This is a genomic window from Chryseobacterium hilariae, from assembly GCF_051400735.1.
Classification (GTDB): domain Bacteria; phylum Bacteroidota; class Bacteroidia; order Flavobacteriales; family Weeksellaceae; genus Chryseobacterium.
Window position 1 is genome coordinate 554,590 of sequence record NZ_JBLFFJ010000001.1, and the last position, 22,601, is coordinate 577,190.

The window sequence follows — 22,601 nt, forward strand, 5'->3', positions numbered from 1 at the left end:
TATGAAAAAATTTATTACCCATATTGTTGCTGTTTCAAGCTTTGTGTTGGCTTCCCAGCAGTTCAGTGCCCAAAAAGTGGTGATGAACCGTGAAGTAGACACTCAGAATGATGGCAAAATGCTTTTAGGAAACCAGTTCAAAGAGCAGTTCTTAAAAGCTCCGTATGCAGACTGGTATGTGAAAGAGCATGACGAATATGCTGTTGACCAAAAAGCAATTGGCGAACTAAAGAAAGCCAAATTCAATACCTATTCTCTTGTTGTTTTTATAGGAACGTGGTGTGAAGACAGCCACAGAGATTTTCCAAGGCTGATGAAGATTTTGGAGGAATTAAAATATCCGGACAATAAGCTGACGATTATTGCTGTTAACCGCAAAAAAGAATCTCCTACCGGAGACGAAGTCCGTTATAACATCCAGAAAGTTCCAACCATTATTGTAGAAAGATATGGTAAAGAAATCGGAAGGATCATAGAAATGCCTAAAACAGGATATATTGAAAGGGATTTGGCTGAAATTCTGAAAAAAGACGACAGTTCTGTAATTAAAGAAATTTTTAACAAATAAAATTGAGAAATTACAAAGTAATCATATCATTTGCAGCGGGAATTCTCGTTATGCTGATCCTGTTCTTCGGGCTTAAATCGTGTTTTAATCTTGGTGAAAAGACGGAGAAGTCGGATTATTATATTCTGACCAACCAGATTTCCAAAATGAATAAAATGGTAGTCATGGAGCAGAATGTATCCAGCATGCAGAAAACCAAGATGGGCTATGAGGTGTTTGGAAAAGAAGTGTCAAACAACAGCATTATTACCTACACCAAAACCAATGCACAGGTTTCTTATGATCTTAACAAAATGAAGATAGAAGTAGATTCTATCAACAAAAAGCTGGTTATTACTGAACTTCCTGATGCGGAAATAAGAATTACACCAAGCGTTGAGATCCAGTCGCTGGACGATTCTTTTTTCAACAGGATTTCCGAAAAAGATATTAAAAATGTGACCCAGAAAGCTAAGGAAGCTGCGGTTAAATCTATTAATGAGAATCAGTTGAGAACGGAAGGCCGCAAACAATTAATGGAAAATCTCAATAATATTTTCGTTTTGGCAAAAGCTTTGGATTATACCATAGAAGATGAAACCGGCAAGCTCGGTGTTTTAGGACTCTAAAAATGTAAAGCTATGAATTCAGAAGACAACAAAAAAAAGGAATCTGCCAATTCAGCAGAAACGAAAAAACAGAACCAGGATTTTCAAAACATTCCTGCTTCATCAGAAAAAAGCAATCCACCAGATATTGATAAAGAAGATGTTCAGAAATCTTCCAAAAACAAATCGGGAAAAACGGATAACACTAAAAAATAAAACCGAAAGGTTCTGCTCGCTTGAGTGGAACCTTTTTTATTGAATTAAAAGTTTCTAGTCACAAAAGAAATTATACTTAAAATTCAAAGTTTATCGCAAAGGCAAACAAAGTAGATTTTTTTGACATGCTAATAAGGAAAACAAGGGAATTACATTCAGCAAAGTAAGACCAATTTATTTTCCTGTATTGCTTACCAATAAGTAAACGGCTCAGTCTATCTTAAAATTTAATGAATGCTTTGAAAGCTTTGTCTATCCTTCGTTTAATTTAATCCTTACCCCGATTCAGGTTAAACTAAAATAAAAACGAAAGATTCCGCCCTAACGGGACAGAACCTTTCTAACTAATCTATTATTTATGTGAACTATGTAAACTATACGATTGTAGATTTTCCGATCTTAATATTTTCAAAATTGTAATACGATTTCTCAGAATACTTGATATAATCCGCAATAAAGCTTCCAACCTCACTTGTGGAATAATGCTGCTCAGCATTAAGGTCTACCGTAACATACCTGTTCTCAATGGCATGCTCCACTGCCCTTCTCAATTTGTCAGCCGCTTCAGGAAGATCAAGATAATCAAGCATCATGGCTGTACTCAGGATAGAGGCCACAGGATTGGCAATGCCTTTCCCTTTCGCCCGCGGATAAGAGCCATGTATAGGCTCAAACAATGCGTTTTCTTCACCAATCGATGCCGATGGCAAAAGCCCGATGGAACCGCCAATAACGCTGGCCTCATCGGAAATAATATCTCCGAACATATTTTCGGTAAGAATAACGTCAAACTGTTTGGGGTTCAGGACCAACTGCATGGCTGCATTATCAACAAATATATAATCCAGCTGCACATCAGGGTATTGAGTGGCAATTTTCTGGCAGGTCTTTCTCCAAAGTCTTGAAGTATCCAAAACATTGGCCTTATCGATCAGTGTAAGCTTCTTTTTTCTTTTTTCAGCTTCTTTAAATGCCATATGGGCAATAGGAATAATATCCTCCGTGCTGTACTTACAGACATCGTAGGCATATTTGCCATCTGGATCTGTAAATTTTTCACCGAAATAAATACCACTCACCAGCTCTCTGAAGATCTGAATATCCGTTCCTTCAATAATTTCTCTTTTCAAAGGGCTTTTATCAATCAGTGAGGCATAGGTTTTCAGAGGTCTGATATTGGCATATAATCCCAATTCTTTACGGAGCTTCAACAACCCTTGCTCAGGTCTTACTTTTGCTTCAGGATTGTTATCGAAAACCGGATCTCCGATTGCTCCAAAAAGAACGGCATCCGAATCTTTGCATATTTTTAATGTTTCTTCGGGAAGAGGATCGCCAGTTTTAAAAATGGCTTCAGCGCCCATTAATCCATAGGAATACTGGAACTTGCATTTGAAGGTTTCCGCCACAGCATCCAATACTTTTATACTTTCACCGACCACTTCCGGCCCAATCCCGTCTCCGGGAAGAACTGCTATTTTAAAATAACTGTTGCTCATACTTTTGTGTTTTTAGTTCAAATTGTTTTATCACCTGTTTTTTGCTGATTAAAAAATCAATATCATCATAGCCATTGATGAGGCATATTTTTTTATAAGAATCGAGTTCAAAAGTTTCTTTTTTTCCATTAAAACTGATGGTCTGTTCCTCTACATCTACAGCAATTTCCAAACCAGGATTTTCCGTAATATTTATTAAAATATCTTTCAAAAAATCTTCAGAAACTTTGACAGGAAGAAGTCCGTTGTTCAGGGCATTTCCTTTAAAAATATCAGCGAAATAGCTGGATACGATCACTTTAAAGCCATAATCCGTCAAAGACCATGCGGCATGTTCCCTGCTGCTTCCACATCCGAAATTATTCCCGGCTACTAAGATCTCACCTTTATATTTAGTATTATTCAGCACAAAATCTGGATTAGGTTCTCCTGTGTGAGCATTAAATCTCCAGTCTCGGAACAGGTTGTCTCCAAAACCTTTCCTATCAATACTTTTAAGAAATCTGGCAGGAATGATCTGGTCTGTATCTATATTCTCTGCAGGCAATGGTACTGCAGTTGATTGTATATAGGTTAATTTTTGCATCGTTAATCTGTTTAATTTAAATTCTCAAAAGCTAAAATTCTTCCTTCTATAGCCGCTTTGGCAGCAGTGAGCGGACTTGCCAGAATAGTTCTGGCACCCTGTCCCTGCCTGCCTTCAAAATTTCTGTTTGAAGTTGAAACGCAGTATTCTCCTTCAGGAATTTTATCATCATTCATTGCCAGACAGGCAGAACATCCCGGCTGGCGGATCTGGAATCCCGCATCATTGAAAATCTTATCCAGACCTTCTTCATAGATCTGCTTTACAACCTGCTGAGAACCGGGAACAATTAAGGCTTTTACATTTTTGGACTTATTTTTTCCTTTGATATACGCTGCTGCTGAACGGAAATCTTCTATTCTTGCATTGGTGCAGCTTCCAATAAATACATGCTGTACTTTAATTCCCGATACTTCCTGTCCGGCTTTCAATCCCATGTATTTCAGAGCTTTTTCTTCAGATTCAGTCTGAGGAACCGGAATGACTTCATGCACAGGAATTCCCATCCCAGGATTAGTTCCATAAGTGATCATTGGGGAAATATCTGAAGCATCAAATGCCAGCTCTTTATCGAAAACAGCACCTTCATCCGTTTTCAAGGTTTCCCAATAGGCCTGTTTATCTTTCCATTCTTCTCCTTCAGGGGCAAATGTTTTTCCTTTTACATAATCGAAAGTGGTTTGATCAGGTGCGATCATTCCTCCCCGGGCTCCCATTTCAATGCTCATATTGCAGACGGTCATTCTTCCCTCCATGGACATTTCTTCAAAAACATTTCCGGCATATTCACAGAAATATCCTGTTCCTCCATCAGTCCCGATTTTGGAAATAATATAAAGGATGACATCTTTTGCCTGAACATTATCATTGAGTTTTCCATTGACTGTAATCCTCATTGATTTGGGTTTATTGAGCAGCAGGCACTGGCTGGCAAAAACCTGTGCAACCTGGCTGGTTCCGATCCCGAAGGCGATGGCACCAAAAGCACCGTGTGTAGAGGTATGACTATCGCCACATACAATGCTCATTCCCGGTTGGGTAATCCCTAATTCCGGGGCTATGATGTGTACAATTCCCTGATACTGATGTCCCAATCCGAATAATTCGATATTATTTTTCTTACAGTTCTCAGTAAGCTGTTCTACCTGGTTTCTGGACAGTTTGTCCCGAATAGGCTGTTCCTGGTTAAGGGTAGGAACATTGTGATCTGCCGTAGCTACAATCTGCTTTGGCCTGAAAACTTCAAGATTTCTGGTTTCAAGTTCTGCAAAAGCCTGAGGGCTGGTTACCTCATGGATCAGATGTTTATCTATATAAATGATTTGAGGGCCGTCGGGAATAGTTTCTACCACGTGAGCATCCCAAACTTTGTCAAAAAGAGTCTTTTTATTGTTGTCCATATTCAATTTTCCTTGATTTTAAATCAGCACTATCCTATTTTTCTGCTGCATGTTTCCATGATCATGTACAGATCATCATTTTTTACTTCCTTCTTTCGGTCGGCAATTTTTAAAAATTCCTGATACAGGAAGTCAAGTTCATTCTTAGTGATATCATAACCGATATGTTTAAATCTGTATGCCAATGCGGAACGTCCGCTTCTCGCTGTAAGAATAATGGATGAAGCATTAACGCCTACTTCTGCAGGGTCTATAATCTCATATGTTTCACGGTTTTTAATGACTCCATCCTGATGGATTCCTGAACTGTGCGCAAAAGCATTAGCTCCTACAATAGCTTTATTCGGCTGTACCGGCATTCCCATAAGATCTGAAACCATTAAACTCATTTCATTAAGCATTGTTGAATTGATATCTGTATGAAAATTTAAGTCTTTATGCTGTTTTAAGATCATGACTACTTCTTCCAAAGCTGTATTTCCGGCTCTTTCTCCCAATCCGTTGATTGTACATTCAATCTGGCGAGCCCCGTTGATAGCTCCGGCAATTGAATTGGCTGTAGCAAGACCTAAATCATTATGGCAATGGCAAGACAGAATTGCTTTTTCAATACCTTTTACATTCTCTTTCAGGTATTTTATTTTCTGACCGTATTCTTCAGGAAGGCAGTAGCCTGTTGTATCCGGGATATTCAAAACAGTAGCACCCGCCTTAATTACTTCTTCACAGACTCTTGCCAGGAAGGCATTGTCTGTTCTTCCGGCATCTTCTGCATAAAATTCTACATCTTCTACATAGCTTTTAGCGTATTTTACGGCCTCTGAGGCTCTTTCAAGAATATCTTCCCGGTTTGAATTGAATTTATACTTAATATGAGAATCAGAAGTTCCGATTCCGGTATGAATACGGGGCCTTTTTGCATATTTTAAAGCTTCAGCGGCGGTGTCAATATCTTTTTTATTGGCTCTTGTCAATCCGCAGACTTTGGCATTTTTTACCAGTTTTGAAATTTCGGAAACCGATTCAAAATCTCCGGGGCTTGAAATCGGAAAACCAGCCTCAATTACGTCAATCCCTAGCTTATCGAGCTTTTCAGCGATGATCAGCTTTTGTTTCGTATTCAGTTTACATCCGGGAACCTGTTCCCCATCCCTCAGCGTCGTATCAAAAATTTCAATCTTTTCGGAATTCATAATGAAGTTTTTTACTTAATTTTGATCAAAACTACTGCTTACGATATTTTTACATTTTCATCTTTTATGAAAATTACAATATTCAACAGCCGGAAAAATAACCACATTTACCTACTAATCAATTTATTACATTTTATAAATTTACAATGGCAGAATTGCAGAAAGATTTTTTGTTTGTACTGATTAAGTCATTAACCACTTCTGAAAAACGTCAGTTCAAGCTGTATGTGAACCGCCTCGGAATTAATGTTGATGCTAAATTTCTGCTCCTTTTTTCGGAGCTGGATAAGATGAAGGAATACGATGAGCAGATCATCATCGAGAAAAAAATTTCTACAAAACAGCAGCTTTCCAATATGAAAGCCAATCTTTATAAACAAATTCTGGTGAGCCTCCGTACAAACCCAATCCATCAGAATTATAGGATACAGCTTCGTGAACAGCTAATCTTTGCTAATATTCTATATCAAAAAGGGCTTTATAAGCAAGCTTTGAAAATATTGGATAAAACCAAACAGTCTGCGCTGGAACTGGATGAAAAAATTATTGTCTCTGAAATTATTGACCTTGAAAAAGTAATTGAGTCACAGTTTATTACAAGAAGTATTGAAGGGCGTGCAGATGAACTTATAAAACAGTCCACAGAAATCAGCAGGCAGAATCAATATGCAACGGAACTTTCTAATCTGTCACTGAAATTATACAGTGAAATGCTGACACACGGGTATGTTAAAAATGATACAGACCGGGAAAAAGTGATGAAACTTTTCAATGAGCAGATTCAAAATAAAAAGTTGGAGAAACTGAACTTTACAGAGAAATTATGGTATTTCAAAGCTCATGTATGGAAAAACCAGTTGCTGCAGGATTATAAATATACCCTGAAATATGCCTATCAGTGGGTTGACCTTTTTCATAAAAACCCGGAGATGATCATCAGCCATCCGGTGTGGTACATCAAAGGAAATACTTATCTGCTTAAAATTTTATTCCTGTACGGAAATATTGATATTCTGGAAGAACATTTTGAGCATTTCAATACGATGGTGAATTCCCAGAATTTTATCCAGAATGAAAATCTGCAGGCTTTAATTTTTCTTACCCATTATAACACTTTAATGAATATTCATTTTGTAAAAGGTGAGTTTTTTACAGGAACAAAGCTTATTCCTGAAATTGAGCTGAAAATGGAAAGGCTCAGGGAAAAGATTGATGAACACCATTTTATGATTCTGTATCTGAAAATGGCCGCGATGTTTTTCGGAAGCAAAAAGTTTAAAAAATCTATTGAATATGCTATGAAGGTCGTCGAGTGTAAAGGAAATGTCCAGGAGGATCTTCTTTTCCACACAAGGATCTTGATCTTAATGGCCAAATATGAATCCGGAAACGATGAAGATTATGATGAGTTTATAAACTCTACTTTAAAATTTGCCCGCAAAATGAAAAAACCGGAAGCGTTTCATTTTGAAAGTATAGAGTTTTTTAAAAACATTAATAACCTGGTTTTAAATAAACAACAGGAATCATTTAAAGCTTTTGATGAGATATTGGAAGGTTTTTCCAAGAATGAATATTACAGAAGATCTTTGCTTTACATTGATATCCATGGTTGGGTACAATCTAAAGTGAGAAATGTGGATGTGATAGAAATTATCAAGCAGAAAGTAAGGTATAAGAGAAAAAATTAAAAATCAGGGTCGGTGACTCTGGAAGCCTCAGTCACCGACCCTGATTTTTCTATTTTTGATCAATCTTATAGGTTGGTTATTGTAGATGTTGCTTCAAGTTCCTCAGCCTATGTGATGCGATCCTTCATTGAATATTTCAACTGATAACCAATATGACAATTGGTAGCTGAGGAACTCAAAGCCACCTTATCCCTCGATTCTTTCTATAAAATTCAACGCATTCTTATAACTGATCTTTTCCATAATTTCAGAAGAGAAATCTTTTTCAATTCTGCTGTTGATAGCATTAAAAGCTGATGCATCATCATATCCTTCAAAGAAAAAAGGAAAGCGGGATTTATCCGGATGGTCTTTACAATAGAAGAAGTCTGCACCATAGGCAATTGCATTTTCTGCACCTAAATCAAGTCCATACTGAATGTGCTCATATAATTTTTCAGGGTTTGTTTCATCAACACAGTTTCGGATAAAATTAAGTCCGATCAGGCCTTTTCTCTTAATTATTTCTTTTGCAAGTTCATCCGGAAGATTTCTGTTTTTATCCTGAATATTCCGGTAGTTGGAATGGCTCGCCAGAATAGGAATGCTATAGTTCTTTTGGTCGATATAATTAAGAATGCCATATGCCAGCTGGTCACTTGTATGGGAGAAATCAATGGCAATTTTTCTGTCTGCAATATAATCGATAAGGACTTTTCCATCCTCTTTCAGTCCGGCTTCAGAATTATTCCCGCCTCCAAAACGGTTTTCAGTATGATGGGTTATTCCTAAATAAAGAATTTTCTGGGTCTTCTCAATAATTGCTTCCAGATTTTTAAATCCGGATTCTAAGGTATCATCTTCACTGCAAAACCCTGATGCATTCTCAATAGATGCAATAACTCCCACCCTGTTTTCATTCTCAGGATTTTTATAGTTTTCACCATTAAATAAGAAGAAATTTTCATTTTTAATCAGGTCAGAAAACAGTTCGCTCTGTTTGGCCCCTTCAGCGGTGCTGTTGGCTCCTGTAGCTGAGTAGATGGCCATCACCTGAAGTTTTACATTGCCTTCTTGTAAATAAGGAAGGGAACAGCCCAATTCTTTGTCATCAATTGCTGACCCTGCTTTTAATAAATAGCATAGTAAATCACAGTGTAGGTCAATCGTAAAGTTTTTCATTTTATTGTAATATTATTAATTGTTTCACTCGAATTTAGATGAGATTATAAGAGAGAAACCTCATTTCCACAGCATTATTACCGAAAATAACTGAAATTACCAGAGTCTTTTTATACGGAATATTTAGGTCGGGAATCAATACATTTAAAATCACGAGTGAGAATTTAAAGATTCAATAGTAATTCTTATTTCAAATATACTTTAAAAATAGCATATTATTTAAAAAATGCGTATTTTTGCAACTTAAAATTTCTTAGTAAACAATGATAAAAATTACACTTCCAGACAATAGTGTCAAAGAATTCGAAGGAGAAGTTACTCCTTTAGATGTGGCAAAATCTATAAGCGAGGGATTGGCTAGAAATACCATCTCCGCAGTTGTAAATGGCAAACAAGTAGAAACAACCACACCTATAACCACGGATTCAACGGTACAATTGTTGACTTGGAATGATGATCTCGGAAAGAAAGCATTCTGGCATTCTTCTGCCCACCTATTGGCGCAGGCTATCCTTGAATTTTATCCTGATGCTAAGCTAACGATCGGACCTGCCATTGAAAGCGGATTCTATTATGATGTGGATTTCGGGGACGAGAGTTTATCTGAAAAGGATTTTGAGAAGATTGAAAAGAAAGTTTTGGAAAATGCCAAGAAAGGTTCAACATTCTCTTTATATCCTGTTTCCAAAGAGGAAGCATTAAAAACATATGCAGATAACCCTTACAAAGTTGAGCTTATTACGAATCTTAATGACGGAGAAATCACTTTTGTAACACACGATGATTTCACAGATTTATGTCGTGGAGGACATATTCCCAATACAAGTATTGTAAAAGCTGTTAAGATTTTAAATGCAGCGGGAGCTTACTGGAGAGGAAATGAAAAAAATCCTCAATTAACAAGAGTTTATGGTATTTCTTTCCCTAAACAGAAAGAGCTTACTGAGTATCTTGAAAAACTGGAAGAAGCCAAGAGAAGAGACCACAGAAAACTAGGTAAAGAGCTTGGCATTTTTGCATTCTCTGAAAAAGTGGGTGCAGGTCTTCCGTTATGGTTGCCAAAAGGGACTGCTTTAAGAAGAAAATTGGAAAATTTCCTTTCTGATGCTCAGAAAAAAGGAGGTTATGAGTTCGTAATGTCACCGCATATCGGATCAAAAGAACTGTATGTAACTTCCGGACACTGGGATAAATATGGTGCAGACAGCTTCCAGCCGATCAAAACTCCAAATGAAGGAGAGGAATTCATGCTGAAGCCTATGAACTGCCCTCACCACTGTGAGATCTACAAAACTTCGCAATGGAGCTACAGGGATCTTCCGAAGAGATATGCAGAATTCGGGACTGTTTACAGATATGAGCAAAGTGGAGAGCTTCACGGGTTGACAAGAGTTCGTGGATTTACTCAGGATGATGCCCACCTTTTCTGTACTCCGGATCAGCTTTCAGAAGAGTTTGAAAAAGTAATTGATTTAACACTTTATGTGTTCAAATCATTAGGTTTTGAAGATTTTGTAACTCAGGTATCTTTAAGAGATCCTGATAACAGAGAAAAATATATCGGCTCTGATGAAAATTGGGAAAAGGCCGAAAACGCAATCATCAATGCAGCAGAGAAAAAAGGTTTGAAAACGATTGTAGAATATGGTGAAGCTGCATTTTACGGTCCAAAGCTGGATTTCATGGTAAAGGATGCCTTAGGAAGAAAATGGCAGCTGGGAACCATTCAGGTGGATTATAACTTACCGGAAAGATTTGATCTTCACTACATCGGAAACGATAATGAGAAGCACAGACCGGTGATGATTCATAGAGCGCCATTCGGTTCCATGGAACGTTTTATCGCGATCCTTTTAGAGAATACTGCAGGTGATTTCCCGTTGTGGCTAAGTCCTGATCAGTTCATTATTCTGCCGATCAGTGAAAAATATGTAGATTATGCAAAAAAAGTTTCACAATTTTTGGAAAATCACGATATTAGCGGTCTGATTGACGACAGGAATGAGAAGACAGGGAAAAAGATCCGTGATGCAGAATTGAAAAAGATTCCATTCATGCTGGTTGTAGGTGAAAATGAGGAGAATGACGGCACAATTTCTGTAAGAAGACGTGGCGAAGGTGATCTTGGAGTCATGAATATGGAAGATTTTGTTTCTTACTTTAAAAAGGAGGCGGCAATCTAAGAAACATTTAAATATTAAAGATTTAAAGATTTAAAATGTTTCAATTAAAATTAGTAATTAACCAATAAAATTATAATACAATAGCACAAAGATTTAACAACAGGGGCCCACAGAGACGTCCGGTACAGGAGGACTTACACTTGATCAACGATAAAATTCGTGTGAGAGAGCTTCGTTTAGTGGGCGATAACGTAGAGCCGGGAGTTTATCCGATTGACAAAGCAAGACAACTTGCCACAGAGCAGGAACTTGATCTGGTAGTAATCTCCGATAAGGCTGAGCCTTTCATTGCAAGGATATTAGACTATAAAAAGTTTTTATACGAGCAAAAGAAAAAGCAGAAGGAACTAAAAGCTAAGCAGGTAAAAGTGGTTGTAAAAGAGATCCGTTTCGGACCTCAGACTGATGATCACGATTATGAATTTAAGAAGAAGCATGCTGAAAAGTTTCTTGAAGAAGGTTCAAAATTAAAAACCTACGTATTTTTTAAAGGACGTTCAATTATCTTTAAAGACCAGGGAGAAATTTTGCTTCTAAAACTTGCTCAGGAATTGGAGCACGTTGGAAAAGTAGACCAGCTTCCAAAACTTGAAGGAAAAAGAATGATTATGATGATGAGTCCTAAAAAACCAGCCAAATAGTTTTAACAGACTGAATGTCTGTCTTCTATCATATAAAAACCTCAAATTACTTTGAGGTTTTTTTATATTAAAGTTTTCAGGGAAAAGTTTTAAAAGATATAGAAAAAATAGTTGATCCGGATCAATCGTTAAAGTTGAGGAAGCTAAATTTACTTACGAATAAAATGATTATATAGTATTGTGTTTTTATATAAGTAGATCATTTTAATGTAAATTTCTTTGAATAACTAAAGATTCTCCCTCAACTTTTAAGACTGATCTGTTGATCCATACACTGTACTGTATGAGTCAACCGCTTATTTTCAAAATAATTTATAAGATTGTATTATCCTTCAAAATCCCCACAATCATGCTCTTTGAAAAGAGACAAAGCTTTGTGGGTTGTAAAATATCTGGATATTCTTTTATTATTTAATTCCAGCTTTTGACCTTCTATAATCAGCTCGTAAACAGGTGCTTTATCTACCTGGGTTAAAATATATGTTCTTTCTGATGTTTTTAAAATAGTTTTGCTTCCTTCGATAGAGAATGAGAACTCATTAATTTTAAAAGTATCATTCTCATCACAGACATTGGTCCATATCATTTTATCCTTAGTGATGGATAAGCTTGCCAAATCGCATGAATAACAATTGCCGGAGAATTCTATACCATATTTTTCATATGTATTTGTACTTTTGCTGTTTAATACATCAATAGGAACCAACGCTGAAAAATCAGCCGGCATATCAGCTTTTGAAATAGGATCCTTTACCGGACCGGACGTCTGAACAGTATCTTTTTTTACCGTTGTAGAAGCTACGTGGTCTATTTTTTTTTCCGTAGAAGGTGAACAAGAAGCCAGCAAAGCTATCACAAGTGAAAAGTTGATTATTACATTTTTCATGTGTCTACAATAATTTACAATACTTAGTTTATCTTTTGTAAAATTCTCTAAAATATACCATTTAACATATCCCTGCTTTCAGCCATTTATACTCTATCTTAAGCCGTTTTGCCGGCCGATGTTTTGAATATTAAAAGGTAAAAGATAAGATAAAAACCCCTGAAACCAGCCAGTGTTTATGGAGCTGAAGTCCAATATCTTTGCTGCAGTTATTTAAAGAGATATAATGAAAAAAGTAAGTTTAGCCCTCCTTTTTTGTTTACTAAGCTGTTTGGTTTTTGCACAAGCGTTAAAAGTAGTTATTAAACAGGACGGCAAAGTAATTGAACCTGTAAATGATGTTTACGAACTGAAAAAAACTGCTTTCCTGTTCGAAATTACCTCTGCCAATCTGGAAGGTTTTTTAATTGGAGCCACTACGGATAAGGATATCTATACGGCTGCTGCAGGTCTTTATAACCCCGAGGTTTCATGGTTTCAGAATACGGGAATGGCGGAGGAATTATATAACAAAGACAAAGAACTGTTTTTGATGGATACGGCGCCATCCTATTGGTATTATACCGATGCTAAAGATCATAGATTCGATAAAAACCCTAAAGGCAATTTAAAACAATGGACGGCTACGCGTACCATTACAAGGTTTTATGACATTATGGCGGACCAGGCAATCAATTTAAAAGATTTTGACGGAAATGCTTATCTATTTATGTATGAGCCTATATATAATGATGAATATGACCTAACAGGAAAGAAAAACCTATTTCAAGCTGTATTGAGATTCAAAGATTAATTATTACACACCTAATTATTTGATTTATATAAAAAAGGTCTGCTTTTACGATGTAAGCAGGCCTTTTTGATAAGTATTTCAGTAACTGATGTTATATTTTTAAGGAAACAATGACGATATCAACTTCATTGATTTCTAAGCGTACGCATATCCTTACAGCTTCATCAGCGACTTTGTCGTTTTCTTAGCTCCCATATTAATAATTGATCGAACCTTATCTTGCGTTTTTATAAAAATTCCGGATTGCAGTTCACAAGAGCCTTATCTATTCGATAATCAAGCCGTATTCTATGGCCAGTTTAATGGCTGAACTAAGATTAGAAGTCTGAAATTTTTCAATAAGGTTTTTCCGGTGACTTTCTACGGTGTGCGGGCTGATGAAAAGCTTTTCTGCCATTTGATTGGTCGTAAGTCCTTTCGCCGCTTCGGCTAAAATTTCTTTTTCTCTTCTCGTGAGTTTCGGAACCTGATGTAGCCCATCCGGGGATTTTTTCTCCAAAACAGACTTGGTTTGCGAGCATAAAAACTGGTTACCTGCATATACAGCATTAATACCTTCAAGAATTTCGGAAACCGAAGCATTCTTCTGGATGTATCCCAAAGCGCCTTCAGCCAGAGTACTGTTAATCACAGGCAGCTCATTATGAACGCTAAGCATAATAATCTGGAGATTGCCGTACTTTTTCTTTAAAGGTTTTATGAGTTCGATGCTGTTGGTATCTACCAGGTTAATATCCAGCAACAAAATATCGACAGCCTGTTTTGCCAGGCCTGCATTCATTTCTGAAACGCTTTTGAAACAATCTACTACATCTATCGTATCGCTGTTTCCTAAAATATTCTTTAATCCTTCCAATAGAAGTGGATGATCGTCTGTTATGGCTACTTTTATCATGTTAATGAATAGGAATTTGAAGTTCTATACTGGTCCCGATATTCAATTCGGAGGTGATGTTCATCGTTCCTTTTAAAAACTGGACCCTTGATTCTATATTATGAAAACCTGCCGTTTTTCTTACGTCTAAGCTTGCAGGGTCAAAACCTTTACCGTTATCCTCTACCGTAAGATGTAATACATTTTCTTCTTCACTTATCTGAATAATAATTTCGGAAGTATCGGCATGTTTTATGGCATTATTGACCAATTCCTGAATGATCCTGTATAAGATCAGTTGCTTGTCTTCTGATATGGAGTTACTGTAATTAATAAATTCGGTATGGATGTCTAATGCGCTGTTGGGCATGCGGGTGGCAAATTCCTGGATAGCTGCTTCTAAACCGTATTTTATTAATAAATCAGGCATTAAATTATGTGCTACACGTCTCAGCTCTTCCACAGCACCATCAATCTGGTTAATTGATTTTGAAATTCCATCCTCTATATTTTTGGATTGATGGGGATCTAAAGAAGACAGCTGAAGTTTAGTTCCAGAAAGCAGACCACCCAATCCGTCATGAAGATCACGGGCTAAACGGCCTCTCTCCTGCTCCTGCCCTTCCAACAATGCAGTCAGCGTAGATATTTTTGAATTCTGTTTCTCTTTTTCCATGGCTAAGGCATGCAGCTCGTCTCTTTGCTTCATCGATTTTGCACGTTGCTTATAGGCATACAGCAATAAGATGATCAAAACGATGAAAATAAAGATAAAAATAATGTAATAGGTATTGATCTTTTCCTTGAATGTCAAAAGCTTTTTATAGTTGCTGATGTCATTGTTTTTTTGCTTGGTTTCTAATTTTGCCAACCGGAGCTGCTGCTCTTTTTTCTCCGATTCAAGCTCTGAAAACTTCAGTCGTTCCCGCTGATTTTCTTCCACCAGTTTTAAATTGTTGTAAACCTGTTCACGCTGTGCCCGAAGAATATTGATCAGCCTGATTTCTTGTGCTTTTTTATCACTTTCCAGCTGCAGCTTTATGTACTTCTGTTCCTGTCGTTCTTTATCAAACTGCGATTCCAGCCTTTTAGTAATATCCAGTTTTTCCTGATCGTAAATACTTTTGTATTTATCTACATAGCTTTTATAGTATGTCAGCGCTTCTTGGTAATTGCCTTGCTCTTCGCTAATTCGGGATAAAGATTCAAGAATAGATAATTCTATATTATGATCTCTGACCGGGCTTTTCTCAATTTCCATAGAGGCTTTTAGAAAGTAAGACTTGGCTAAATCATAATTTTTACTCTGCAGGGCCAGTTCTGCCAAAATCCCAAATGAAGAAGCAATATGAATGGCATCACCGGTTTCCAGGCTCACACTATTGGCTAATTGCGCATATTGCATCGCCTTATCTCTATCAAACTCAGTATACAAATTTGCTAAATTGATGGCGGCATATGAAAGACTGCTCCTGTTGAGCATAGCCTCTTTATTTTTGTTGAAAGTTGCAATAGACTGTAAATAATACTGTTCTGCCTTATTTCTCAACGCGGTATCCGATGGATTTTGAGCGTATTTCTGTTCATATACGTAACCCATCCGCATATAGGCATCGAAGATGAGATTAGGGTCATTTTGCCTGGATGCCAACAGCAAAAACTGTTTACTGTATTTTTCTTCCAGCTGGTATTCATTAAGGTTAGAATAAATAGTGGACAACTCTTTAGCCGCGTTGCCAAATCTTCCGTACAGTGTAGAAGTCGTGGGCGAGTTTTCGTAATAGTCGATGGCTTTCAGGTAAGCAGCAACAGCATCGGCCGTTTTATTATTACGGATCAGAATCCAGCCCTTTGCATACTGGAAGTAGCCTTTAGCTTCGTTGCTGCTCGTTTTTAAACTATACATCCTTGCCATGTCCAGGCTTTTTAAAGATTCAGCTTCTTTATTATCAAGCCGATAATTCATAGCCTGTACCGCATACAAAATGGTAGTGTATTTTCCATCGGCCTGTTTGGCTGCAATGGGAATGTTTGTTTCTAAAATCTGGTAAGATCTGGATTTAAATTTATGGAAAAATAAAGCAGTAGCGAATTTGGGAGCCAGATTTAGCTGCTCTGTCGTATTTTTTGAAGCATGGTCATATTCCTTTTCTAATTTGCTTAAAACATTCTGTGCCTGAGCAAAAAACGGACAAATACATAAAGTAAAAATAAATAACAGCCTGTACATCAAACTCTTGTCTCTATTAGGTTTTATTCAATTAAAAAAACGTAAATATAGGAAAATACCTGCTAACCTGTTTCGAAACAGTGTTTCTCAGGCCATTCGGAAATCGTTTTGCTTCATTGTTTTATTTTTAATAATCGTTGAGTTAAAGATAATCAAAGGTATTAGATAAAAATATCCCTGATAATGGGGTTTTTTAGTTTATTCTGTTTTATCAGTTATACTTTAATCATGTAAGATACTGTTTTCCTTAGATGCTCTGTTAATTTAGCATTAATAATAAATTACGTTGCTTTATATTTTGATCAATATATTATCTTAGATCAACATATTGCAAATATTTTCCATATACATTTGTGATATATAAACAATTCATTTATTAATCATAAAAAATAAACAATGAGCACACTTACATTAAAAGACGGAACAGAGATGTATTACAAAGACTGGGGAAAAGGCCAGCCTGTATTTTTTCATCATGGATGGCCATTATCCAGCGATGACTGGGATGCGCAGATGCTGTTTTTCCTGGAACAGGGCTACAGGGTTATTGCCCACGACAGAAGAGGCCACGGAAGGTCTGAGCAGACTGCAGAAGGACATGACATGGACACCTATGCTTCTGATGTTGCAGAAATTGTAGAAGCTTTAGATCTTAAAGATGTTATTCATGTAGGACATTCTACCGGAGGTGGTGAAGTGATCAGATATGTGGCACAGCATGGAAAAGGAAGAGTGGCAAAAGCAGTTTTAGTAAGTGCCGTTACGCCAATTATGGTTAAAAACGAAAACAATCCGAATGGTGTACCCATGTCTGTGTTCGATGATATCCGTAATAATACTGCTCATCACAGACAGCAATTCTATATTGACCTTACATTCCCTTTTTACGGGTATAACAGAGAAGGAGCTAAAGTTTCTGAAGGTATCCAAAGGAACTGGTGGAGACAAGGAATGAATGGATCTATCAAAGCTCATTACGACTGTATCAAAGCTTTCTCTGAAACAGATTTCACAGAAGACCTTAAAAGTACAGAAGTACCGGTTTTAGTACTGCATGGTGAAGATGACCAGATTGTACCGTTTGAAACAACAGGTAAGGTTGCGGCTACACTTCTTAAGAACGGAAAGCTGATTTCTTACCCCGGCTTCCCTCACGGAATGCCTACGACAGAGGCTGAAACAATCAATAAAGATCTTTTGGAATTTTTTAAATCATAATTTTTATTAAATACAAATACGGAAACTGCAGGCATTTTTGTCCGCAGTTTTTTACTTAACTAAAATCTTCACAGCTTTCCGGATAAACTGATTTCACAAACAGCACTGTTCCTTTATCCGGCATTACTTAAATAATTATTCTAAAAATTAGTCGGCTTCACGTTTTTTTCGTAATTTTGCAAACTGTTATTCCTAAGTCTTTACGAAGGAATCAGGAACAAGATATTGATAACAAAACAATAAAAAAGCAGAACAATGCCAAAATTAAAAACGAAATCAGGTGCTAAAAAGCGTTTTAAACTTACCGGAACAGGGAAGATTAAAAGAAAGAATGCTTTCAAAAGCCACATCTTAACTAAGAAAGAAACTAAGCAGAAGAGAAATCTTACGCAGACTTCTTATGTTGCAGCTGTGGATACAAAAAGCGTTCTACGTCAATTAGCCATTAAGTAGTTTTTATAAATCTATATTCGGTTTATAAGAATTCAAACAAATTCAACAATTTAACCCTGAAATGGTGCCACTAAGAGCAGTTGAGCTGCCGCCCCTTTCAAAAAAACAATTTAAATTATGCCAAGATCAGTAAATGCAGTAGCTTCAAGAGCTCGCAGAAAGAAAATTATTAAGCAAGCTAAAGGTTTTTTCGGTAGAAGAAAGAACGTTTGGACTGTAGCTAAAAACGCGGTAGAAAAAGCAATGCAATACGCTTACCGTGGAAGAAAAGAGAAAAAGAGAAACTTCAGATCACTTTGGATTACTCGTATCAACGCGGGTGCCAGAGAGCATGGAATGTCTTACTCTCAGTTTATGGGAGCTCTTAAAAAGAACAACGTAGAGCTTAACAGAAAAGTTTTAGCTGATTTAGCAATGAATCATCCTGAAGCTTTCAAAGCAGTTGTAGATCAAGTAAAATAATGTAGAATTTTTTGTTATCAATATAAATCCCGGGCTAATGTCCGGGATTTTTTTATATCCTATTATTTTTTTTCATAGCATTTTATATAAACTAGAGAAATTTCGTGATTCTGAAAAATGTACTCAAAAAATAAAATCAGATTAAAAGTTTTCCTTTTTCCATAAAATAAAATTGATTTTTATTATCTACATTTGTTGAATTATTAAATCTATAAAACTTTAGTTAAAAGTGAAAAAAATAACGACTATTTTACTCCTTTCTTTATCAGCTTATAACCTTCATGGTCAGAATTTTATACAGGCCTATCAAACAAGGGTTGACAATATATCCCAAGCCAATATTACAGCAAACCTCCAGACCTTTGGAGATTTTGGGATAAAAGCCACAGGTACTCTAGAAAATACAAACGCTCTGAACTGGCTCAAAACAAAATACCAATCTTACGGGTATGATGCAAGCCAGATAACAGAAGATAGTTTTACCTATAATGGCAACACTTCAAAAAATTTAATTATCACCAAAACAGGTACCGTTTACCCAAACATTTATGTGATCATCTGCGGTCATTACGATACAGTAGCTGGTCCGGGAGTCAGTGACAATGGCAGCGGAACTTCTATTATGCTGGAAGCAGCAAGAATTTTAAAGGATGTGCCTACAGAATATTCTGTGAAATTTATTCATTTTTCCGGTGAAGAACAGAATCTTTTGGGAAGTACTCATTATGTAAACAATGTTGTTTTCCAGAATAATGTACGCCAGCTTAACCTGAAAGTGGTCTTCAATATTGATCAGGTTGGAGGAAAACTGGGAAATATAAATAATAATATCAAGTGTGAAAGCGATCAGAGCGGGCAATCCGGAAATAACGCAGCTTCATTGGCGATAACACAACAACTAGCGACCTGTACCACGTTATATTCACCGCTTCAGACCACTATGTCAAATGCCTATAATTCGGATTATATGCCATTCGAAAATAAAGGGGATATCATTACAGGATTTTATGAAACGATCAGAAGCTATAATGAACATACTCCCAATGATACTTTCGCCAATGTAGATCCCGTTTATGTATTTAACGTTGGAAAAGCAGCTTTAGGCGCATTGCAGCACTTTGCAGTAGCTTCCACCGTTACCTTGGCAACAGATGATGTACAGACTGAAAATTCGTTAGAAGCAACCAGCATCTATCCTAATCCGGCCCGTGATGTTTTAAATATTGAACCGCCAAAGAACCATAATAGCTTTAAGGTAGAAATTAGTGATATGAATGGCCGCTTAATTTTAAATGCAGAGAACGAAAAGAAAATAAATACTTCCGGCCTGGCAAACGGAGCCTATATGGTCACTGTAAAATCCGATAAAAACAGCATCACCAAAAAAATCATCATAGAAAAATAATCACACACCAACCCAAAATATTTAATATGAAAAAACTTGCCACCTTTTTATGGGCTGCATTAGCGGTCGGAAACGTTAGGTTAGTGCCCAAACTTTTGTTCAGGCCTACAAGAATAGGGCTGATCTGGTTTCCCAGACCAGCATTACTACCAATCTACAGGAGTTTTCCAATTTAGGGATAAAAACCACAGGATCACTGAATAATGCCAATACCCTGGCCTGGATCAAAAACAAATATACTTCTTATGGATATTCTGCCAGCCAGATTGTAGAAGACCCTTTTACTTTTGGAAGTACGAGCTCTAAGAATCTGGTCATTACCAAAACGGGAACTTTATACCCTGATAAATATGTGATCATTTGCGGGCATTACGATACTGTCACGGGCCCCGGAACAAATGATAACGGCAGCGGAACTTCAGTTATATTAGAAGTGGCTAAAATTTTAAAAGATGTTCCTACGGAATATTCCATCAAGTTTATTCATTTCTCAGGAGAGGAACAGGGCTTATATGGAAGCTCTCATTATGCCAATAATATTGCATACCAAAGCGGGGTAAAAAAGCTGGATATCAAACTAGTTTTTAACCTCGACCAGGTAGGCGGTAAATTAGGCAAAACCAATACTAAGATCGTCTGCGAAAGAGATACTGCCGGACAATCAGGAAACAATGCAGCTTCCAATACCGTTACACAGCAGCTGGCAGCATGCACTACGTTGTACTCTCCTCTTCAGACCAGTATTTCCAATGCCTATTCCTCAGATTATATGCCTTTTGAACAGAAAGGATATGTGATTACAGGCTTTTATGAATATACCAGAAGTTATACTGAACATACGGTGAACGATACTTTTGCCAATGTAGATCCTGTTTATGTATTTAAAGTAGCCAAAGCTGCAGTAGGTGCCATGCAGCATTTCGCAACAGCATCTTCCACTGTTACAGCTGTTTCTGCAGGTAAAGAAAAGGCGGTAAAATCACTGGAGTCTGTAAAAATTTATCCAAACCCTGCTACAGATATTTTAACAGTAGAATTACCTGATCCAGCAATAAAAGATTTCACCGTTGAAATTACCGATCTTAAAGGTCTTTCTGCATTGAAGGCAGAAAATCAGTCTCAAATAAATGTTTCAGGTTTAAACAACGGAATCTATTTATGTACGGTAAAAACTGAAGGTTCCAGTGTTACCAGAAAGATCATTATTGAAAAATAAATACAGCTTAAGTCCCGGCTTTTTTGTCCGGGATTTTTATTATTTAGATCCATCACCAATCATCACAATCTTAAAATAATTAAAATGAAAAAAACAATCACAATTTTTTCTGTTTGTCTGGCAGTGTTCAGCAGTAAGGCCCAGACTTTTATCCAGGCTTATCAGGACAGGGCCAATCTGGTTTCACAAACCAATATTACCACGAACTTACAGCAGTTCTCAAATCTTGGCATTAAAACTACAGGTTCACTCAAAAATGCCAATGCATTAACCTGGCTGAAAAATAAGTACACTTCGTTTGGATATTCTGCCAGCCAGATCGTAGAAGATCCTTTCACGTTTGGGAGTACAAGTTCTAAAAATCTTGTCATTACCAAAACAGGAACGGTATATCCTAATAAGTATGTGATCATCTGCGGGCATTTTGACAGTATCTACGGCCCAGGGGTGAACGATAACGGAAGCGGAACCTCTATTATTTTAGAAGCTGCAAGGATTTTAAAAAATGTTCCTACAGAATATTCAATTAAATTTATCCATTTTTCCGGTGAGGAACAGGGATTGAGAGGAAGTACCCATTACGCGAATAATGTAGCTTATCAAAATGGGATAAGAGTATTGGACATTAAGCTGGTATTCAATCTTGACCAGGTAGGCGGTGTTATGGGCAACAACAATAATACGGTATACTGTGATCAGGACATGGCAGGGCCTACAAGTAATAATGCCGCTTCGGCTGCAGTAACACAACAACTCAGAAACTGTACGGAACTTTATTCTCCTCTTCTGACAGATGTGGATCCTGCAGAGGCCACAGATTATATTCCATTTGAAAGAAAAGGTGAAGTGATCACTGGTTTTTTTGAAAGAATAAGAAGTACCTATCCGCATACTTCCAGTGATACTTTTGCAAACACAGACCCTATTTATATTTACAAAATAGGAAAAGCAACAGTGGGAGCCCTGCAGCATTTTGCCGTTGCCACTTCTGTGAGTTCCATCGCGCTGGAAGCAAAGGAAACCGCTTCAAATCATTCCCTTGAAGCCGTATCCATTTATCCCAATCCCTCTAAAGATATTATCAATATTGAGCTTCCCGATACCAGCGGAAAAGATTTCAGTTTCGAAATTACAGATCTGTCAGGAAAGTCACTCCTTAAAACGACTAACGAAAAGACGGTCAATGTTTCCGGGCTGGCCGCAGGAGCCTATATAGGCGTTATTAAAGCTGATGGACAGACTGCTGTACGAAAAATTTTGGTTGAAAGATAACCTGAATTCGGGATAAGGATTAAATTAAACGCAAGGATAGACAAAGCCTAAAAAAATATTCATTAGA

At 37.0% G+C, this 22,601-nt stretch carries 21 protein-coding genes; 13 read left to right on the top strand and 8 right to left on the bottom strand.

The features are described 5' to 3' along the window. The first annotated feature begins 1 nt into the window (after position 1). From ACMGDK_RS02695 to ACMGDK_RS02705, 3 genes are read left to right on the top strand one after another with little or no spacing between them, the layout of a single operon-like run. On the top strand, positions 2-568 hold the full coding sequence (locus tag ACMGDK_RS02695) for a TlpA family protein disulfide reductase (RefSeq protein WP_436806514.1): 567 nt from the start codon (positions 2-4) through the stop codon (positions 566-568). A 2-nt stretch (positions 569-570) separates the two neighbouring features. Continuing rightward, the gene (locus tag ACMGDK_RS02700) at positions 571-1,176 is read left to right on the top strand and encodes a DUF4230 domain-containing protein (protein ID WP_436806515.1); all 606 of its coding nucleotides are present in this window, start codon (positions 571-573) and stop codon (positions 1,174-1,176) included. A 12-nt stretch (positions 1,177-1,188) separates the two neighbouring features. Beyond that, a complete protein-coding gene (locus ACMGDK_RS02705) occupies positions 1,189-1,371 on the top strand; it encodes a hypothetical protein (protein WP_034730159.1) in 183 nt (60 codons plus the stop codon). 374 nt (positions 1,372-1,745) lie between these two features. On the opposite strand, the gene leuB is transcribed toward ACMGDK_RS02705, so the two are convergent. The 4 genes from leuB to ACMGDK_RS02725 are packed head-to-tail and all read right to left on the bottom strand — an operon-like array spanning position 1,746 to position 6,049. Beyond that, a complete protein-coding gene (leuB, locus tag ACMGDK_RS02710) occupies positions 1,746-2,870 on the bottom strand; it encodes a 3-isopropylmalate dehydrogenase (protein ID WP_436806516.1) in 1,125 nt (374 codons plus the stop codon). Then, on the bottom strand, positions 2,851-3,456 hold the full coding sequence (leuD, locus tag ACMGDK_RS02715) for a 3-isopropylmalate dehydratase small subunit (RefSeq protein ID WP_436806517.1): 606 nt from the start codon (positions 3,454-3,456) through the stop codon (positions 2,851-2,853). The genes leuB and leuD overlap by 20 nt, the downstream gene beginning before the upstream one ends. Before the next feature lie 11 nt (positions 3,457-3,467). Beyond that, complete coding sequence (gene leuC / locus ACMGDK_RS02720; protein WP_436806518.1) at positions 3,468-4,856, bottom strand: 3-isopropylmalate dehydratase large subunit; 1,389 nt, start codon at positions 4,854-4,856, stop codon at positions 3,468-3,470. A gap of 29 nt (positions 4,857-4,885) precedes the next feature. After that, positions 4,886-6,049 (bottom strand): 2-isopropylmalate synthase, encoded by a 1,164-nt coding sequence (locus ACMGDK_RS02725; protein ID WP_436806519.1) that lies wholly within the window; start codon positions 6,047-6,049, stop codon positions 4,886-4,888. Positions 6,050-6,195: 146 nt separating this feature from the next. On the opposite strand from ACMGDK_RS02725, the gene ACMGDK_RS02730 reads away from it, so the two are divergent. Continuing rightward, positions 6,196-7,740 (top strand): hypothetical protein, encoded by a 1,545-nt coding sequence (locus tag ACMGDK_RS02730; RefSeq protein ID WP_436806520.1) that lies wholly within the window; start codon positions 6,196-6,198, stop codon positions 7,738-7,740. A gap of 186 nt (positions 7,741-7,926) precedes the next feature. Here ACMGDK_RS02730 and ACMGDK_RS02735 read toward each other — a convergent pair whose 3' ends face one another. Further along, positions 7,927-8,901 carry a dipeptidase gene (locus ACMGDK_RS02735; RefSeq protein WP_436806521.1) on the bottom strand — a complete coding sequence of 325 codons (975 nt, stop codon included), beginning with the start codon at positions 8,899-8,901 and terminating at the stop codon, positions 7,927-7,929. A gap of 263 nt (positions 8,902-9,164) precedes the next feature. Here ACMGDK_RS02735 and thrS point away from each other — a divergent pair, with 263 nt between their 5' ends. Next, positions 9,165-11,084, top strand: a complete 1,920-nt coding sequence (thrS, locus tag ACMGDK_RS02740; protein WP_223559538.1) for a threonine--tRNA ligase — start codon at positions 9,165-9,167, stop codon at positions 11,082-11,084. 140 nt (positions 11,085-11,224) lie between these two features. Then, complete coding sequence (gene infC / locus ACMGDK_RS02745) at positions 11,225-11,725, top strand: translation initiation factor IF-3 (protein ID WP_172617123.1); 501 nt, start codon at positions 11,225-11,227, stop codon at positions 11,723-11,725. Positions 11,726-12,050: 325 nt separating this feature from the next. On the opposite strand, the gene ACMGDK_RS02750 is transcribed toward infC, so the two are convergent. Next, positions 12,051-12,611: a hypothetical protein gene (locus ACMGDK_RS02750; RefSeq protein ID WP_436806522.1), complete on the bottom strand. Its 561-nt coding sequence runs from the start codon at positions 12,609-12,611 to the stop codon at positions 12,051-12,053. A gap of 226 nt (positions 12,612-12,837) precedes the next feature. Between ACMGDK_RS02750 and ACMGDK_RS02755 the strand changes: the two genes are divergently transcribed. Next, complete coding sequence (locus ACMGDK_RS02755; RefSeq protein WP_436806523.1) at positions 12,838-13,404, top strand: hypothetical protein; 567 nt, start codon at positions 12,838-12,840, stop codon at positions 13,402-13,404. Positions 13,405-13,669: 265 nt separating this feature from the next. Here the strand turns inward: ACMGDK_RS02755 and ACMGDK_RS02760 are convergent, their stop codons facing one another. Beyond that, on the bottom strand, positions 13,670-14,299 hold the full coding sequence (locus ACMGDK_RS02760; protein ID WP_436806524.1) for a response regulator: 630 nt from the start codon (positions 14,297-14,299) through the stop codon (positions 13,670-13,672). 1 nt (position 14,300) lies between these two features. After that, the gene (locus tag ACMGDK_RS02765) at positions 14,301-16,508 is read right to left on the bottom strand and encodes a tetratricopeptide repeat-containing sensor histidine kinase (RefSeq protein ID WP_436806525.1); all 2,208 of its coding nucleotides are present in this window, start codon (positions 16,506-16,508) and stop codon (positions 14,301-14,303) included. 396 nt (positions 16,509-16,904) lie between these two features. On the opposite strand from ACMGDK_RS02765, the gene ACMGDK_RS02770 reads away from it, so the two are divergent. The 6 genes from ACMGDK_RS02770 to ACMGDK_RS02795 all read left to right on the top strand — a co-directional run bounded on the left by ACMGDK_RS02770 (position 16,905) and on the right by ACMGDK_RS02795 (position 22,534). After that, positions 16,905-17,726, top strand: a complete 822-nt coding sequence (locus ACMGDK_RS02770; protein WP_436806526.1) for an alpha/beta fold hydrolase — start codon at positions 16,905-16,907, stop codon at positions 17,724-17,726. 255 nt (positions 17,727-17,981) lie between these two features. Further along, entirely contained in the window at positions 17,982-18,179 is a 198-nt protein-coding gene (rpmI, locus tag ACMGDK_RS02775; RefSeq protein ID WP_047453167.1) for a 50S ribosomal protein L35, read from the top strand. Positions 18,180-18,296: 117 nt separating this feature from the next. Then, a complete protein-coding gene (rplT, locus tag ACMGDK_RS02780; protein ID WP_034705993.1) occupies positions 18,297-18,641 on the top strand; it encodes a 50S ribosomal protein L20 in 345 nt (114 codons plus the stop codon). 229 nt (positions 18,642-18,870) lie between these two features. Then, a complete protein-coding gene (locus tag ACMGDK_RS02785) occupies positions 18,871-20,046 on the top strand; it encodes a M28 family peptidase (protein ID WP_436806527.1) in 1,176 nt (391 codons plus the stop codon). 352 nt (positions 20,047-20,398) lie between these two features. Next, positions 20,399-21,262 (top strand): M28 family peptidase, encoded by an 864-nt coding sequence (locus ACMGDK_RS02790; RefSeq protein ID WP_436806528.1) that lies wholly within the window; start codon positions 20,399-20,401, stop codon positions 21,260-21,262. An 84-nt stretch (positions 21,263-21,346) separates the two neighbouring features. Further along, positions 21,347-22,534 (top strand): M28 family peptidase, encoded by a 1,188-nt coding sequence (locus ACMGDK_RS02795; RefSeq protein ID WP_436806529.1) that lies wholly within the window; start codon positions 21,347-21,349, stop codon positions 22,532-22,534. The last annotated feature ends 67 nt before the right edge of the window (positions 22,535-22,601 follow it).